General features: G+C 53.3%; 3 protein-coding genes. All 3 read left to right on the top strand.

Translation table 11 applies throughout. The features are described from left to right. The first annotated feature begins 2 nt into the window (after positions 1-2). Positions 3-7,793 carry a non-ribosomal peptide synthetase gene (locus DEF47_RS20395; RefSeq protein ID WP_012189407.1) on the top strand — a complete coding sequence of 2,597 codons (7,791 nt, stop codon included), beginning with the start codon at positions 3-5 and terminating at the stop codon, positions 7,791-7,793. A 3-nt stretch (positions 7,794-7,796) separates the two neighbouring features. Next, entirely contained in the window at positions 7,797-12,047 is a 4,251-nt protein-coding gene (locus DEF47_RS20390; RefSeq protein ID WP_012189408.1) for a type I polyketide synthase, read from the top strand. After that, positions 12,044-19,169 (top strand): non-ribosomal peptide synthetase (locus DEF47_RS20385; RefSeq protein WP_287045321.1); only part of this gene is annotated, 7,126 nt, incomplete at its 3' end. The genes DEF47_RS20390 and DEF47_RS20385, both read left to right, overlap by 4 nt.

Below are 19,169 nucleotides of genomic sequence, written 5' to 3'. Positions count from 1 at the left end.
CGGTGGACAATATTCAGGATATTTATGAATTATCGCCAATGCAGCAGGGCATGCTGTTTCATACCATCGCTAGCCCGACTGCTGGAATGTACCTTGAACAGGTGCAATCGCGCTTGCGTGGCCAACTTGATCTCGCGTGTTTTCGCCAAGCATGGCACATGGTGGTGGCTCGGCATACGATTTTGCGCAGTGGTTTTTTCTGGGAAGAACTCGAAAAACCGTTGCAAGTCGTCTATGAAGCGGTCGAATTGCCGTTTCAAGTGCTCGATTGGCGCACTCTTAGCGCTGCCCAACAGGCCTATGAACTTGACATATTACTAGAGAATGATCGCCAACAGCCATTTGCGCTCGATCAAGCACCCTTGCAGCGTTGGGTTGTGGTGCAACTAGCCGATGATCAGTGGCATTGGGTTTGGACGTTTCACCACCTTTTGCTTGATGGTTGGTCGGTGGCCTTATTGTTTGAAGAAGTGTTGCAACACTATGCAGCCTTGCGGCGAGGCACAACCCTCAATCAAGCGCCTGCCCCAGCCTATCGTGCCTATATCGATTGGCTGCAACAGCACGATCAAGCCCAAGCTGAGCAATTTTGGCGTGGCTATTTGGCCGATTTTAGCTATCCAACGCCTTTGCCATTGCAGCGTTCAAGCCAACGCAGCATGAGCCAGCGTTTTGCTGAATATAACCAGCAGCTAACTAGCGCCGAAACCAGCCAATTACAAAGCTGGGCACGCCAAAGCCAAGTGACCTTGAATACCTGTGTGCAGGCGGCTTGGGCCTATCTTTTAGCTCAACATAGCCAAACCAATGATGTGGTGTTTGGCGCGACGTTTGCTGAACGGCCCGCCGAAATCTACCAAAGCGAACAATTGATTGGCTTGTGCATCAATACCCTGCCAATTCGCGCTAAATGTGAGCCGAGCCAATCACCGCAAACATGGCTGCAAACCCTGCAAGCTGCCTATGGCGAATTGCAACAGCATAGCGCCAGTGCTTTGGTTGATATTCAACGCTGGAGCGAGCTAGCCCATGGTTCAAGCTTGTTTGAGAGCATCGTCGTTTTCGAAAATTATCCATTGCAAGCAACCGATGCCAGCCAAGCAGGCTTGCAGATTGAGCAACTCAGCCTCGCCGAACATACCAATTATCCAGTTACCTTGATTGTTGTGCCTGGCGAGCAATTGCGTTTGAGCTTGAGCGTCGATCACGATCGCTATGATCAAGCTAGTGCTGAATTGTTGCTGGCCCAATTGCAGCGAATCTTGTTGAGTTTGACTACGGCTAGTAGTGTGGCCGAATTAAGCTTGGTTACGCCAAACCAGCGGGCAAATTTACAAGCATGGGGCAACTGGCAAGCACCCAATTATGCACCGCCGCTCTGTTTGCATGAATGGTTTGCCCAACAAGTACAAGCCCATCCCAAGGCCAAGGCGCTGAGTTTTGAGGATACTTGGTTGAGCTACGCCGAGCTTGATCAGCGCAGCAACCAAGTTGCTCATGGCTTGATCGCCCAAGGTGTGACGGTTGGCAATTTGGTTGGCTTGTGTGTTGAGCGTTCACTCGAATTGGTCGTGGGTATTTTGGCGATTCTCAAGGCAGGCGCGGCCTATGTGCCACTCGACCCGACCTACCCTCGCGAACGTTTAGCCTTTGTGCAGGCCGATGCAGCGATTCGCCATATTGTAACGCAGCGCCATTTGCGTGATGTGGTGCAAGCTGAACAGTGCTATTTGCTTGATCAGCCGATGGATGCTTATCCCACAACGCCACCCAGTGTTGTCTGCTCAACAGAAAATCCAGCCTATGTCATTTATACCTCTGGCTCAACTGGCAACCCCAAAGGTGTGGTGGTGAGCCATGCCAACGTTGCACGATTGATGCTGGCAACTAATGCGTGGTATCAATTCAATCAGCACGATGTTTGGACGCTATTCCATTCGTATGCCTTTGATTTCTCGGTTTGGGAATTGTGGGGCGCGTTGTTGTATGGCGGCCATTTGGTGGTTGTGCCCTACTGGGTCAGCCGTAATCCTGAGGCCTTCCATCAATTACTGCGGCAACAACACGTAACGGTGCTCAATCAAACGCCTTCGGCTTTTTACCAACTGATTCAAGCTGATAGTTTGGCTGAACAACGTTTAGCCTTGCGCACGGTGATTTTTGGTGGCGAGGCGCTTGATCTAGCCCAACTGGCGCCGTGGTTTGCACGCTATGGTGATCAACAGCCGCAACTAGTAAATATGTATGGCATCACCGAAACCACAGTGCATGTGACCTATCGACCGATTCGTTTGGCTGATTTGCAGGCAGGCCTTGGCAGCGTGATTGGTTGCCCGATTCCCGATTTGGCGCTAGCGGTGCTTGATGCGCAGGGTCGTCAGGCTGGAGTTGGGGTGGCGGGCGAGTTGTATGTTGGTGGGGCTGGCGTGGCTCAGGGCTATCTCGAACGGCCTGAATTGAACGCCCAGCGTTTTATCCAAGCCGATGCGTCAACTCCCGATTTGCCCAGCAACAGCCGTTGGTATCGTTCAGGCGATTTGGTGCGCTACTGGCCAAATGGTGAGCTAGAGTACCTTGGCCGAATCGATCTGCAAGTCAAAATTCGTGGCTTCCGAATTGAGCTGGGCGAAATTGAAGCTGCCCTGAGCCAGCATGCGGCAGTGCAATCGGCGGCGGTGATTGTGCGTGAAGATCGGCCAGGCCATAAACGTTTGGTTGGCTATCTGATTGCCAAAACGCAGATGCGCAGCGTCGGCGCACAAACTGACCCAAGCCTCGATCTGGCGGCGATCAACCAGCAACTCCGCGAACGCTTGCCTGAGTATATGTGGCCAAGTGCCTTGATCGAACTAGCTAGTTTTCCTTTGACCAGCAATGGCAAGCTCGATCGTCAAGCGTTGCCCGCACCTGAAGCAGAACAAGCCACGCCAACCAGCAGCACCCCGCTACAATCGCCGCTTGAGCAACAATTGGCCGACCTCTGGAGCGTGGCGCTTGGTCAAACTATCGCCAGCCGCGAGGTCAATTTCTTCAGCCTCGGCGGCGACTCGATTATTGCCATGCAGGTGGTCAGTCGTGCTCGCGCTGCGGGGCTTAATCTTAGCCCGCGCCAACTTTTTCAGCACCAAACAATCGCTGAATTGGCGCTGATGCTTGAACAGCAGGCCAGTAGCCTTGCGCTTGAACAACCAAGCTACCAACTCGAAGGCGAGATTGCTTGGACATCGATTGGCCATTGGTTGCGCGAATTGCGGCCAAACAATCCTCAGCATTTCAATCAAAGCTTGATGTTGGTGGTTGCGCCCGATTTAGCGCCAGCAGCAATCCAAGCAGCGCTTGATCGTTTGGTCAGCTTGCACCCAATTTTGCGAGTACGCTGGCAATTTGAGCCACAGCAACGCCAGTGGTATGGCGATTCGCGCTCGATCAACGTGGCGGTTCAGCATTGCGCCGACGATTCGAATAATTGGCCGACGATGCTTGGGCATATTTGCCAACGCATGCAGCAACATTTGCACTTGGAGCATGGCCCAAGTTTTGCCGCAACCTTGGTGCGTACCCCAACCCAAGCCCGCCTGATTTTGGTGGCGCATCACTTGGTGATCGATGGAGTTTCGTGGCGGATTGTGCTCGAAGATTTAGCTATGGCCTTGAATGGGGCAGCCGCAATTCCCAGCACCACGCCTTGGAGTGTGTGGGCCAATCGGCTCCAAGCTGAAGCCACTCATCCCCAATATTTGGCTGATTTGAGCTTTTGGCAGCAGCAAATTGCCAATATCAGCCCTGTGCCACTTGATCATGTGCCCAATAGCGGGCAAAACCTCACCCGCGATGCAGTTTTTGTGCACACCACACTTGATCAAGTCACAACCCAAGCCTTGTTGCACGATTGTCAACAAGCAGTGCGGGTGAATATCAACGATCTGTTGCTGACTGCCTTGACCCAAACCTTAGCAGGCTGGGCCGAACAACGCCATTGGGTGATCGATCTCGAAAGCCATGGGCGATTTAGCCCCGAGCCAAGCGACGATCTCAGCCGCAGCGTTGGTTGGTTTACCAGTTTGTATCCGGTTGCACTTGATTTACCTGCCGATCCAGCGCCCTTAGCGGCCTTGAAGGCGATCAAAGAGCAATTACGGGCAGTGCCAGCGGGCGGTCAGAGTTTTGGGATTTTGCGCTACCTTAATTCGGCAACTGCGCCGCAATTACAGCCAACCCAAGCGGTTCCCTTGGTTTTCAACTATCTTGGCCAGCTCGATCAGAGCGTCAGCATGCCACCATTACTTGGGATTGCCCCCGAATCGACTGGCGCAGATGTGGCGGCGAGTACACCACGCGGCCATTTGTTGAATGTGGCTAGCTATATTCGCGATGGTCAGTTGCAGTTCGACTGGGAATACAACCAAACATGGCACCAGCAACAGACGATTGAACGTTTGGCTAGCGCCTGTGTTGCTGCACTCAAAGCCTTGATTGGCGCTTGTCGCCAGCAACTCCGCCTGAGCTTAACCCCTAGCGATGTTGCTTTAGCCAAGCTCGATCAGCCGACGCTTGATCAATTATTGGCGCGGTATCATGGCCAAAACCTCACGCCAGTTGATGTGTATCCCTTAGCTCCCTTGCAAGTTGGCATGCTCTACCATAGCTTGCTCAATCCTCAATCAAGCGTCTATCTCGAACAAGTTGAGTGGACGGTCAATGGCCCGCTCGATTTGGTCAGTTTGCAAATTGCTTGGCAGCAAGTTCAGCAGCGCCATGCGGTTTTGCGCACAGCATTTTGTACCGAAGGCTTGCCGCAGCCGCTGCAAATTGTGCTTGAGCATGTCGATACCCCGTGGCGGGTACTCGATTGGCAAGCCATTGCACCTGATGAACAAGCCGAATTACTTGCGGCTTTGCGCGAAGCCGATCGCACCCAGCCATTCAGCCTTACCCAAGCGCCCTTGCTGCGCTGGACGTGGATCAAACTAGCAGAACAGCGCTATCACTGTCTCTGGACGCATCATCACTTGCTGCTCGATGGCTGGTCGATCGCCAATGTGTTGGCCGAATTATTTGGCATCTATGGTCATGTTGATCAAGCTCAACCACTGCAATTAGCTCCAGCGGTCGCCTATCGCGACTACATTGCCTGGGCCACGAGCTACGATCAGCAGCAGGCGCAGCAGTTTTGGCGCGACTATTTGGCCGATTTGACTGAACCAACACCGTTGCCTGCGCCACATGCAGCGCCCCAGGCAACCAGCGGCTATCACGAATATAGCCTGCAACTTACGCCAAGCCAGACCCAAGCGCTTCAGCAGTGGGCACGCCAACAGCATGTCACTTTGAATACCTTGGTGCAAGGCGCTTGGGCAGTGCTGCTTGGTCGCTACAATGCGCTCGATGATGTGCTGTTTGGCGCGACGGTGGCAGGCCGACCAACCGACATTGCAGGCATGGAGCATTTAGTTGGCTTGTGTATCAATAGCTTGCCTGTACGGGTCAAGCTCGATTCGCAACAACCGATTGTGGCATGGTTACAAGCCTTGCAAGCCCAACAAAGCCGTTGCAACGATTTTGCGGCCACGCCATTGACCACAATTCAGCAGGCCAGCCAGATTCCCGCTAGCCAACACTTATTTGAAACGTTGCTGGTTTTTGAAAACTACCCGATTGCCGCTAGTGTTGAGCAAGCAGTCAGCGATTTGGCGATTGTTGATGCGAAAACTACTGAGCAAACCAACTTACCGCTGACCTTGTTGGTGCTGCCTGATGCTGCGCTGACTTTGAAGTTGAGCTATGACCAAGCGGTGTATTCAACAACTCGCATCGCTCAACTTGCCCGCCATTTGGCCCATGTGCTCCAACAACTGCCGTTGGCCACCACGGTTGGCGAATTAAGCGTGCTCGATGCCGCCGAACAAGCCCAATTGCTCAATGAGTGGAATAACACCGCCCAAATTTGGGATTCAAGCGAGCTTTTGGTTGATGTATTGGCTCAGCAAGTGCAGCGCACGCCCAACGCTCCGGCACTCTCTGATGAACATCATCACTACAGCTATGCCGAGCTGGATCAGCGAGTAACCCAGCTTGCCGCCAGCTTGCAAGCCCATGGCGTGCAGGTTGATGATCGGGTTGGGGTGTTGATGGAGCGCTCGGCACAACTGGTAATTGCACTTTTGGCGATTGTCAAAGCGGGCGCTGCTTATGTGCCGTTTGATCCAGCCTACCCCAGCGAGCGGGTCTTGGCGATGCTGGCTGATGCTGCGCCACGGGTGGTGATCACTGATACTCCCAAACTCGGCCAAGCCACAATTCCGGTCTTGCTGTTTGATCAAGCGTGGCAGCCAAACCACAGCCTGAGCTTTAATCCGCCAATAATCCACCCACTCAACGCGGCCTATATGATTTACACCTCTGGCTCGACCGGCAAGCCCAAAGGCGTGATCAACAGCCATCAGGCGATTGTTAACCGCTTGTTGTGGATGCAGCAGCGCTATCAATTAACAGCGGCTGATGTGGTGTTGCAAAAAACGCCCTACAGCTTTGATGTTTCGGTCTGGGAATTTTTCTGGCCGCTGATGACTGGCGCTAAATTGGTGGTTGCTCGTCCGGCGGGTCACCTTGATCGACGCTATTTGGCTGAGACGATTCAGGCCCAAAAGGTAACCACAATTCACTTTGTGCCGTCGATGCTCAGCTTATTTTTGGAAGAACCACAAGCAGCCAATTGCACGAGCTTGCGTCAAGTTTTTTGCAGTGGCGAGGCCTTGAGCGCCGAAACCAGCGCTCGTTTTTGCCAAACGTTGAATGCCGATTTACATAACTTGTATGGGCCAACTGAAGCGGCGGTTGATGTGAGTGCCTGGCATTATCAACCGAACGCCGAGCCAAGCGTGCCAATTGGCCGCCCGATTGCCAACACCCAGCTTTATATTCTCGATGCCCGAATGCAGCCAGTGCCGGTTGGGGTTGCTGGCGAGTTGCTGATTGGTGGGCTGAATTTGGCGCGAGGTTATGCTGAACGCCCCGATTTGACCGCCGAGCGTTTTATTCCCCATCCCTACGCTAGCCAAGCAGGCGCACGTTTGTATCGTACTGGCGATTTGGCTCGTTGGCGCGATGATGGCGCGATTGAATACCTTGGCCGCAACGATTTCCAAATCAAAGTGCGCGGTATTCGGGTTGAGTTGGGCGAGATTGAACATCAACTCAGCCAACATCCAGCGATTGCGCAAATCGTTGTACATCATCATGCTGGGCAATTGGTGGCCTATTGGGTTGCGCGGCCAGATCAGGCTGTGCCCGAAGAAACTGCCTTGCGCTCGTGGTTGCGGGCGCGACTGCCTGAGGCCATGATTCCGGCGCATTGGCTGCAATTGGCTGAATTGCCCTTGAGCAGCAATGGCAAGTTGAATCGCAAAGCCTTGCCAACCCCGCAACTTGGCGCAGAAACCCCACAACGTCAGCCGCAAAATGCACTGGAACAAACCATCGCGGCAATTTGGTCAGTGGTGCTCGAACGTCCAATTAACCAAGTTGAACGGCCATTTTTCGACCTTGGCGGCCATTCTTTGGCCTTGATTCAAGTTCATAGCCGCTTGGAAACAGCCTTAAATCGTTCAATCGAATTGATGTTGTTGTTTGAGCACCCAACGATTGCGGCCTTGGCCGTAGCCCTGAGCGAACAACCAAGCGAGTTAACACCAACGATCGAAGATCAAGTCCACCAACGTAGCCAACGCCAACAAAGCCAAGCCCAACGCCGTCAACGCCGCCAACAAGTCCAGCTTAATCTTGATGAGGAATAATTGATGCACGCCTATACCGACACTGATATTGCAATCATTGGGATGGCTGGACGCTTCCCAGGGGCCAACAATCTGACAACCTTTTGGCATAATATCTGCCAAGGAATTGTCTGCATTACCGATCTAGATCTGCGACAACTTCAGGCCAGCGGAATCGACCAAGCCCTGCTCAACGATCCCGCCTACGTCAAACGTGCGCCCTTGCTGCTTGACGATATTGCTGGCTTTGATCATAACTTTTGGGGCATTACGCCCAATGAGGCCGCCTTGCTTGATCCACAGCAGCGGATGTTGCTGGAATGTGCATGGGAAGCCTTGGAGCAGGCGGGCTATGCGCTTAAACAGCCACAAAAAGTTGGGGTTTTTGTGGGAGTCGGCGCAAATAACTATTTGTTGCAACAGGTGCTAGCCAATCCAAGCGCAATCGAGCGCAATGGCGATTATGCCGTGATGCTCGCCAATGATAAAGATTATGCGCCAACCCGAATTTCATTCAAGCTGAATTTGCTCGGGCCGAGCGTCAGCGTGCAAACCGCCTGCTCAACCTCGTTGGTGGCAACCCATATGGCAATTCAGAGCATTCTGAATGGCGAAAGTGCGATGGCGCTGGCTGGTGGCGCAGCGCTGCGGATTCCCCAAATGCAAGGCCACCTCTATCAAGCTGGCATGATCCACTCGCCTGATGGCAATTGCAAGCCTTTTACCAGCGAGGCGGCGGGCACAATTGGCAGTAGCGGCGCTGGCATGGTGTTGCTCAAACGAGCGATTGATGCAGTAGCTGATGGCGATCCAATTTGGGCAGTGATCAAGGGGAGCGCAATTAATAATGATGGCGCTCAGAAAGTTGGCTTTACCGCACCAAGCATCAAGGGTCAGGCCCAGGTTGTGGCCGAAGCCTTGGCCTTGGCCGAAGTTGAGCCGAGCATGGTTGGCTACCTTGAAACCCATGGCACCGCGACCAACCTTGGCGATCCAATCGAGTTAGCAGCGCTCAAAAAGGTTTTTGGGGCAACTGCTGCACAAGCCTGGTGCGCCTTAGGCACGCTCAAAGCTAATATTGGTCATCTCGATAATGCGGCTGGGGTGGCAGGCTTGATCAAAACTGCCTTGGCCCTTCATCATCGCCAACGACCACCAACCGCCTATGCCACCATTCCACATAGCAATTTGCAACAATCACCATTTTATTTGAACCCGACTGCGAGCGCTTGGGATGCAAATCTTTATGCTGGAGTCAGTTCATTTGGCATTGGCGGTACGAATGCCCATGTGGTGCTGGCGGCAGCCGAACCAATCGCCAAGCAAGCTCAGGCTGAATCATGGCAATTGCTGCCAATTTCGGCGGCCAGCGTTTGGTCGCTAGAGCAGCAAACCGAGCGGCTGGCGGCGCATCTGCAAACTAACCCAGCGCAATCGTTGGCTGATGTAGCCTATACCCTGCAAACTGCACGGCAAGCCTTTGCTCAACGCAGTTTTGTGGTTGCCAAAAGCCATGAACAAGCCAGCCAAGCCTTGTTGACCAGCCCAATCCGTGAGTTTGCCAGCCAACCGCCCAAGGTTGCTTGGCTCTTTTCGGGGCAGGGCAGCCAATGTGCTGGGATGGCCGCTGAACTCTATCAGCAAGCACCCGCTTTTCGCCAAGCAATTGATCTGGTGAATCGCTATGCTCAACCCTTACTCGGCTACGATCTGCGGCAAATGATGTTCGATCATTCGGGCGATCTGACGGCGACGAACGTCGCGCAGCCATGTTTGTTTATGCTGGAATATGCCTTGGCGCAACAATGGTTGGCGTGGGGCATTCAACCACAAGCCTTGTTTGGCCATAGCATTGGCGAATATGTGGCCGCTTGTGTTGCCAATGTGCTGGATTTACCGACTGCTGTGCGCTTGGTGGTGGTGCGTGGCCAGTTGATGAACCAATTGCCTAGCGGAGCGATGCTCAGCATTAACGCCAGCCGCGATCAGATTCAGCCAATCTTGCCTGCTGAACTTGATTTGGCGGCGATCAATACCAATCAGCTGTTGGTGGTCGCTGGTGAGCATGTGGCGATCCAAGCCTTTCAGCAGCAATTGAACGAGCGTGGCATCGAATCACGCATACTGCACACCTCGCATGCCTTTCATTCGCGAGCAATGCAGCCGATGTTGGCAGCGTTTCGCCAGCACTTTGCCGATGTGCAACTTCAAGCGCCAACCATCCCGATCCTCTCGAATGTGAGTGGTACATGGCTGACGGCGGTCCAAGCTACCAGTGTTGACTATTGGCTTGAACAGATTGTTAATCCAGTGCAGTGTGCTGCTTGTTTGGCCCAGTTGTTGGCCGATGATGCTTGGATTGTGCAGGAGCTTGGGCCTGGGCATACGCTGGCAACCTTTGCCCGTGCCAGCCAGGCTGCTCAAACGCCGTTGATTCTCACCAGTTTGCCGCATCCACAGGTTAAGCAAGCCGATTTAGCCGTGATGTTGCAAAGTTTAGGTCAATTGTGGCAAGCAGGCATGACGGTGCTGTGGCAGGCTCTACATCAAACATCATGTCATAAAGTTTGGTTGCCAACCTATGCGTTCGATCACCAACGCCATTGGATTGAGGCAGAACAGGCCCACGCACCCCGCGCAAGCAATCAAATAAGCATCAATACCCCAACCTGGCAGGCTCAAAGCTTGGCAACCACCCCAATCCAAGCCAGCACCTGGCTGGTGTGGGGCAGCCAACCAAGCACTATCGAACGGCTGCTCGAACAATTTGCCGCCGATCAGCAGCTCTATATTTGCAATCAAGATACGTTTGCCCAACAGAGCAAACAACTTAATTCTACGACCAGCCAAATCATCTATTTCAGCAACTTCAGCAGCCTCTCAGCATGGTCAGCCGCCGCTGATCTGTTGACGATCGCCAAGCGGGTGCGCGAGTTGGGGCTAGCCCAGGTACATTTGCATGTTGTAAGCAGCCAGAGTTTGGCGATTGCTCCGCATGAAGATCTCAACCCGCATGATGCTGCATTGCGCGGGGTGGCGATGGTTTTGGCCCAAGAATATCCCGAAATCAGCAGCCATTGGCTTGACCTTGATTTTACCCATCAAGCGTGGCCGAGTATGTTGGCCCAAGAGCTACAAAGTGCCAGCGAGCCAGTGGTGGCATTGCGTGGTTTCAATCGGTTTGTGCCGCAGGCCAGGGTTGCAAGCTTACCAACCAATCAGCAGGGCTTCCTCGTTGGTGGTTGCTATTTGATTACGGGTGGCAACGGCGGACTGGGTCGTCAAATTGCGCTCCAACTAGCCCAACAATATCAGGCCAAGATCGCAATTTTGAGCCGTTCGCTCGTGCCTGAGTCGCCCGCTGCCTATGATTTGCAACAGCAGATTACCGAACGTGGTGGTGAGGCCTTAATTATTCAGGCCGATGTGGCACAGCCTAAACAATTAGCCGAAGCCTTGGCGCTGGTCGAAACCCATTGGGGCCAATGTCATGGCCTGATTCACGCAGCGGGCAGTGCCGCCCAAATTGCTTGTACTGACACCACCCAAGCAACTTGGGATGCGCTGATGGCGGCCAAGCTCCAGGGAACCCAAAACCTTGCCATGATGGTGCGGCCTTGGAAACTCGATTGGGCGGTGGTGATGTCGTCGTTGGCCAGTGATTTGGGTGGGCTGGGCTTTGCCTGCTATGCCAGCGCCAACATTGCCCAACATGCCATCGTGCATCAACTCAATCAATCAAGCGCTGTACCGTGGTATTGCATCAACTGGGATGGTTGGCAAAGCGCCGATGAAGCCGATCCTCAACGCTTGAGCTTTGAACAAGGCTGGGCTGCGCTAAGTGCGATTGTCCAACAACGCGGCGTACTCAACCCGCAAGTAGTTGTGGGTGATGTTGCTGCACGTCGTCAGCGCTGGCTCTATCCACAACCGACAGTTGCTGCGCCAATCACGACGCATCGTCCACGTTCAGCCAATTTCGAGGCTCCACGCAGCCAACTTGAACAGCAACTTGCGGCAATTTGGCACGATTTACTCGGCGTAAACGAACTTAGCATTCATGATAATTTCTTCGATTTGGGCGGCCATTCGTTGTTAGCAACCCAAGTGCTTGGCCGAATTCGTCAGCAACTTCAACTTGATCTACCGCTACAGCTGCTTTTTGAAGCGCCAACCCTTCAAGGCTTGGCCGAGCATATTCGGCAGCAGCAGCTTAGCCAAACGTTACAAGCCCAAGCAGTTGGCGGTGGCGAGCGTGAGGAGATTGAGTTATGAGCGCGGTTCAAGCATTGCTCGAACAATTAAATGCACTCGACATAAAATTGTGGCTCGATGGGGCAAATCTGCGGGTAAACGCACCTAAAGGGGCATTAACACCCGAATTACGGGCTGCGCTGAGTGAGCAAAAACCGCAATTAATTGCTTGGTTCGAGCACTATCAGGCGACGGCCAATTCGAATGCAGCGATTCAGCCAAGCCCACGAACTACGCCTTTACCGCTTTCCTTTGGCCAAGAACGGCTGTGGTTTCTTGACCAACTCGAAGGCCAAAGCACTGCCTACAATTTGTCGGGCTGTTTTGAAATTCAGGGCGCGTTCAAGCCCGAATTATTGGCGCGAGCGCTCCAGCTGAGCCTCGAACGCCATGAAATTTTGCGTACTAGCTTTCCAACCGTTGCGGGCCAGCCAATTCAACAGGTTCATCCAACGCCAAACTTGAGCGAATTGCCATTAGAAATTGCCGATTATTCGAGCGCTGCCGCGCCGCGCCAACAGGCCTTGCAGTATCTACGCGAGCAAGCTTTGGCTGGCTTCGATTTGAGCAACGGGCCATTATTGCGCGTGGTGGTGGTGCAACTTGGCGCTGAGCAAGCCATGCTGCTGGTGGTGATGCACCACACAATTGCTGATGGTTGGTCAATGGGCTGCTTGATTCATGAATTAACCACCAGTTACCAAGCCTTTGCCCAAGCCACCCGACCGCAATTTCCAGCCCTGCCAATTCAATATGGCGATTTTGCTGCTTGGCAGCGTGATCCGGCGCAAGCGCCGCTTTGGCAAAAACAGGTGCAATTTTGGCACGATACTTTGCTTGGCGCACCAGCCTTGTTGGAGCTACCCAGCGATTATCCGCGCCCTTCTAGCCAATCGTGGCGCGGCAAAACCTGCCATTTTGCGCTTTCAGCTTGCCTTAGCCAGCAAATTCGCCACGTTGGTCAGCGCTATGGTTGCACGCCCTATATGACCTTGCTGGCAGGTTTCGCTTTTTGGCTCGCTCGCATGACTGGCAGCCACGATCTGCCAATTGGCACACCGATTGCCAATCGCAACCGCCTAGAAACTGAACATTTGATTGGGTTTTTCGTCAACAGTTTGGTGATGCGGATCAAGCCTGATCGCAATCTGCCATTTTCAGCGCTGTTACGCCAAACCCAAGCGGTCAGTTTGGCCGCCTTTGCCAATCAGGATGCACCATTTGCTCAGGTGGTCGAGGCCTTGCAACCGGAGCGCACTTTAGGCTATAACCCAATTTTTCAAGTGATGTTTGATTTGCAAACTGCGCCAACGAGCAGCTTGCAACTTCCCAATCTTAGTTTTGAGCCATGCTTGCTTGATGAACTTGGCGAAGGCACGGCGATGTTTGATCTGTCGTGGACGATGCAAGATTTGGCGAGTGGCTTTACTGGACAGGTCGAGTTTGCCACCGATCTGTTCGCACCAAGCACAATCGAGCGCTGGATTGAAGATTTTGAACAGACCTTGAGCTATGTTTGTGCTGCGCCTGAGCATCCCTTGTATAGTCTGCCGATTTCGCGCTTGGCCGATTGGGGCTTTCAAGCGCCGATTAGCGCAGCCCAACCGATTCACCATTTGGTTCAGCAGCATGCCCTGGTTCAACCAAATGCTTTGGCCGTAACCTGGCAAGGCCAGCATTTGAGCTATGCCCAACTTGATCAGGCGGCCAATCGCTTGGCGCACTATTTGATTGAGCAAGGCATTGGCTGTGGCGATTTTGTTGGCCTCTGTTTTGAGCGCTCGCTAGCCATGCCAGTTGCTTGGTTGGGTGTGCTCAAGGCGGGCGCGGCTTATTTACCGCTTGATCCAAGTTACCCGCTTGAGCGCTTGGCTTTTATGTGCAGCGATGCCAAACTGCGTTTGGTGTTAACCCAGGCTGGGTTGGCCGATTGTTTGCCGCTTGAGCAACCGCTCGTCATTTGGGAACAACTAAGCGATGCGCTGGGTGATTATCCTGCGACCGCGCTTGGCGTAGCAATTCACCCGCAACAACCAGCCTATGTGATTTATACCTCTGGCTCGACTGGCTTGCCCAAAGGAACCGTGATTGCCCACGGCCCGCTGGCTCAAACCTACCGCGCTTGGGAACAGGCCTATCAGTTGAGCGACAAGATTCGGGTGCATTTGCAAATGGCGGCGTTTTCGTTTGATGTCTGCACTGGCGATTTTGTACGGGCACTCGGTTCAGGCGGACGCTTAGTGCTTTGCCCTCGCGATTATTTGCTCTCGCCCGCCGATTTATATCAACTGATTGTCAGTGAACAGGTTGATTGTGGCGAATTTGTGCCAGCAGTGCTACGCGAGCTTTGTCATTACTTGGCATTAACCAAGCAAAAACTGGCAATGCCCTTGGTCATCGCTGGCTCGGATATGTGGTATGGCGAAGAGTATCAGCGTTTTCAAACCGTGTTTGAGCCGAGCACCCGCTTGATCAATTCATATGGTGTGACCGAGGCGGTGATTGATAGCTGCTATTTCAGTGCTGATCAACCGTTGATTGCTGAGCGCAGCGTGCCAATTGGCCGCCCATTTGCCGCCACCGCGATGTATGTGCTTGATCAATGGTTGCAGCCCGTGCCAAACGGGGCAATCGGCGAGCTGTATTTGGCGGGCGAACGTTTGGCCAGCGCCTATCTTGGCCGCCCCGACCTCACCAGCGAGCGCTTTGTCCCTGATCCTTGGGGGCGTTTGGCTGGGGCACGCATGTATCGCACTGGCGATCGCGCCCGCTGGACGAGCACTGGTCAGTTGGAATTTCTGGGGCGTGGCGATCAGCAAATCAAGCTACGTGGCTTTCGGATTGAGCTAGGCGAGATTGAAACCGCGCTAACCCAATATTCCAGCATTCAGCATGCGGTGGCTTTGGTGCATACCACGCCCCATCCGCAGTTAGTCGCCTATGTGGTGACCACCCAAGCGCTTGACCAACCAGCCTTGCTGCAATGGCTCCAAACTCGTGTCCCCGAATATATGCTGCCCAGCGGCATTGTTGAGCTTGAGCAATTGCCATTAACTCCCAATGGCAAAGTTGATCGCAAGGCCTTACTCGGCTTAAAACCGACCCAACTCAGCGCAACTGAACAGATCGCGCCTGAAGGTGCAACTGAGCAAGCGCTGGCCGCAATTTGGCAGCAGGTGCTTGGGCAGCCAGTTGGTCGCCATGCCAATTTCTTCGGTTTGGGCGGCGATTCGATTTTGGCGATGCAAGTGGTCAGCCGCTGCCGCGCTGCGGGCTTGGGATTAACGCCACGCTTGTTATTTCAACATCAAACAATCGCTGCTTTGGCGCAGGTGTTGCCCACGCTTGAGGCGACGAGCACAATTCAACAACCAGCTCGCGCACCACAGCAGCTTTTGCCAGTTCAACACTGGTTTCGCGAGCTAGCAGCGCCGAATCCGCACCACTACAACCAAAGTGTGTTGATTGAATTAACCACAGCGCTTGATCCTGAACGGCTGCAAGCCAGCCTGAATCAATTAACCCAATTGCATCCAAGTTTACGGCTCGCATGTGATGCTCAGTTTCAGCAAAAACTGCATGCAGCTGAACCAACCTTGCATGTGCTCAAGCTTGATCCTGCTCAGCCAGCTGCTGCCCAAATAACCGCCTACGCCGCCCAGCGCCAACAACAATTGCACTTGCACCAAGCGCCGCTGTGGCATGCCAGCTATTTGCAGCAGAATGAGCAAGCTTGGCTCTTGTTGATCGCTCATCACTGGATTATCGACGGGGTTTCGTGGCGAATTTTACTTGAAGATCTCGCTTATCTATTAAATGAGCAGCAACCTCTCCCTGCTAGCACTAGCGTCGCCGAATGGACTGAGTATCTGCAACAGCAAACCAGTCAGCAGTTTTTCAGCCAACTTGGCTATTGGCAGCAGACAATCCAACAATTAAAGCCGTTGGTTGCTAGCCAAAACCAACAACTCAATAACGTAGTTGGGCAAACCCTGCGTTATCAACATACGCTTAGCCCACAATTAACCGCAAACCTGCTCGGTGAGCTGCATCAAGCCTATCGCACGACGATCGATGATCTATTGCTCGCGGCGTTGGTATTGAGCTATTGCGAATGGAGCGGCGAGCAAGGGCTAAGCCTTGAGCGCGAAAGCCATGGCCGCTTTGGCGATCAAGCTGATTTGGATTTGACACGCACTGTGGGCTGGCTCACCAGCATCTATCCCCAACATGTGAGCTTGCCCGCCAACCCAACCCTTGCCGAAAGCATAATCGCGGTGAAAGAGCAATTACGCGCGGTGCCAGATCAGGGCTTGAGCTATGGCGGGCTGCGCTATCAACATCCCGATCCGACGGTTCGCCAAGCATTAACGCTGAATCAACCGTTGGCTGTTACCTTCAACTACCTTGGGCAACTCGATCAAGGCACGCTCACAGCACCATTCAAGCGGCTTGCCGAAATTGACCTTGGCGACGAGCAAGACCCCGCCACGCCACGCAGTAGTATCATCGAGATCAATGGCTATATCAACAATGGTGTACTGACCTTGAATTGGGAATATTGCCGCGATTGGGCGGCGGCTACGATGCTCGAACAATGGGCCAGCAGCTTTGCCAGCACGCTTGAAGCCTTAGTTGAGCATTGTCGCACTATGCAGCAACCACGCTTAACTCCGAGCGATGTGCCTTATGCCCAACTCAATCAGCGCGAATTAGATGGTTTGGCTCTGCGGGTTAAGCAACCAATTGCGGATATCTACCGGCTTACGCCATTACAAGAGGGCATGCTGTTTCATAGCTTGCTTGCGCCCGAACAGCAATTTTATATCGAGCAAGTCGCATGTCGGCTCGATGGCACGATTGATCCAGGCTTGTTTGAACAGGCTTGGCAGCAGGTCGTCGAGCGCCATGCCGTGTTTCGGACAGCCTTTTATAACGATGGCCTGAAGCATCCCTGTCAGGTGGTGGCGGCACAGGCTAATTTTCAACTTTGCTATCACGATTGGTCTGTTGAACAAATTGAATCAAATCAACTTAACGACGTTGCCCAAGCTGACCGTCAACGTGGCTTTGATCTTCAGCAAGCACCATTAATGCGGATCAGTCTGATCAAACTGGCTGAACAGCATTATCACTGTATTTGGACGCATCATCACTTGTTGCTTGATGGTTGGTCGGTGCCGCTGGTATTGGGTGAAGTAGTGGAATGCTATCAAAACCTGATCGCTGGTAGCCAACCCAATTTAGCGCCAGCCCCAGCCTATCGCGAATACCTTGGCTGGTTGCAAGCCCAAGATCAACGTCAAGCCCAGCAATTTTGGCGCGATTATTTGGCGACTCAAGAACAACCAACTGCCTTGCCCTGCGATTACACTGGCTTACATCAGGCAAGCCAAACTTGGGCCAAAGTTCAGATGCAGCTCACTTCAGCTGAAACCCAAGCCTTGAGCCAATTTGCCCGCGACCAGCATGTGACCCTGAGCACCTTGGCTCAAGCAGCTTGGGGCTATGTCTTGGGTCGCTATAGTAGCCAACTGCAAGTGTTGTTTGGATTAACGGTTGCTGGCCGACCCGCCAATTTGCCAGCGGCTGAACACATGGTCGGAATGTTTATCAATACCTTGCCCTGCGTTGTGCCGCTGAATCCTGAGCAATCAGTCGGCGCGTGGCTCCAAACGCTTCAACAGCAACAGCTTGAAGCCCAACAATATGCCGCCAGCAGCCTTGTTGATATTCAAAGCTGGAGTACTATCGCTCAGCCAACACCACTATTCGAAAGTATTTTGGTGTTTGAGAATTACCCGAGCAAGCAGGCTGACGATCAGCAAACGAGTTTACAGATTAGCGAGATTCAAGCGACTGAACAAACCAATTACCCCCTGACACTGGTGGTTGCTCCGGCTGAGCAACTGGTTTGTAGCCTCAGTTATGCGAATGAGCGCTTTGATTCAGCCCTGATTGAAGCAGTATTGACGGGCTTTTGCCAAACCCTAATGGCGCTCACGCGGCAAACAACCTTGGCCCAATTGCCAACCCTCGGCATGCAACACCAACAGCTAGCGGCTTGGAATGCGACCGAACAACCGCTTAGTCCATATTGCTTGCACGAGCTGTTTCAGCAACAAGCACAGCGCACACCGCAAAACATCGCGATTATCACTGCTGACCAACGCTTGAGTTATGCCGAGCTTGAGCAGCAATCGAATCAAATTGCCCACTATTTATGTGGCTTGGGAGTTGGCCCAAATAGCTTGGTGGGGATTCATCTCGAACGTTCGGCTTTGATGTTGGTGGCCTTATTGGGGGTGCTCAAGGCGGGCGGAGCTTATGTTCCACTTGATCCTAGTTTTCCCTTGGAGCGGCTAAGCTATATGGCCGAGGATTCCAATATTCGGGTATTGCTGACTGCGACCTCAACGCAAGCGCTAGCCTCAAGCCTTCAGCATGGCCCATGGGCGGTGGTTGCGCTCGATGAGGTGGCTGATAGCTTGGCACGTATGCCAACCACTGCGCCGTTGCCGAGCGCTCAAACCCACGATTTGGCCTATGCCATCTATACCTCCGGCTCAACTGGCAAGCCCAAGGGTGTGTTGCTTGAGCATCAAGCAGTGGTCAATTTTGTTCAATCAATTCAGCATAAGCCAGGGATTGCCTCCAGCGATCGGTTGTTGGCTGTTACTACCTTGTCGTTCGATATCGCGGTGCTTGAGTTGTATGGCCCGTTGCTCTGTGGGGCAACGGTTGTGCTGGCTAGCCGCGAGGCTGCTGGCGATGCTGAACAATTGATCAACTTAATTAATCAACATGACATAACCACGATGCAGGCAACCCCCGCGACGTGGCGGATGTTGCTGGCGGCTGGTTGGCAGGGTAGCAATCTACGGGCACTCTGCGGCGGCGAGCCATTACCACGCGATTTGGCTGGAGCGCTACTTGAGCGGGTTGCCCAAGTTTGGAATATGTATGGCCCAACCGAGACCTGTGTTTGGTCAACATGTGCCCAAATTACCACCGAACTGCTGCTGAATTCAACCCAGCTTCCAATTGGCCGACCATTGGCGAATACCCAATGCTATGTGTTGGATGCGCAACAACAGCCATTACCAGTCGGCGCATTAGGCGAATTGTATATCGCTGGGACTG

The sequence above is a fragment of the Herpetosiphon sp. genome, assembly GCF_003512625.1.
In the GTDB taxonomy this organism is placed as follows: domain Bacteria; phylum Chloroflexota; class Chloroflexia; order Chloroflexales; family Herpetosiphonaceae; genus Herpetosiphon; species Herpetosiphon aurantiacus.
This window is presented reverse-complemented; position numbering and strand designations above follow the sequence as displayed.

Coding starts and splice junctions, on each gene's coding strand:
- DEF47_RS20390 (WP_012189408.1), top strand. CDS start 7,797: ATGCACGCCTATACCGACACTGATATTGCAATCATTGGGATGGCTGGA.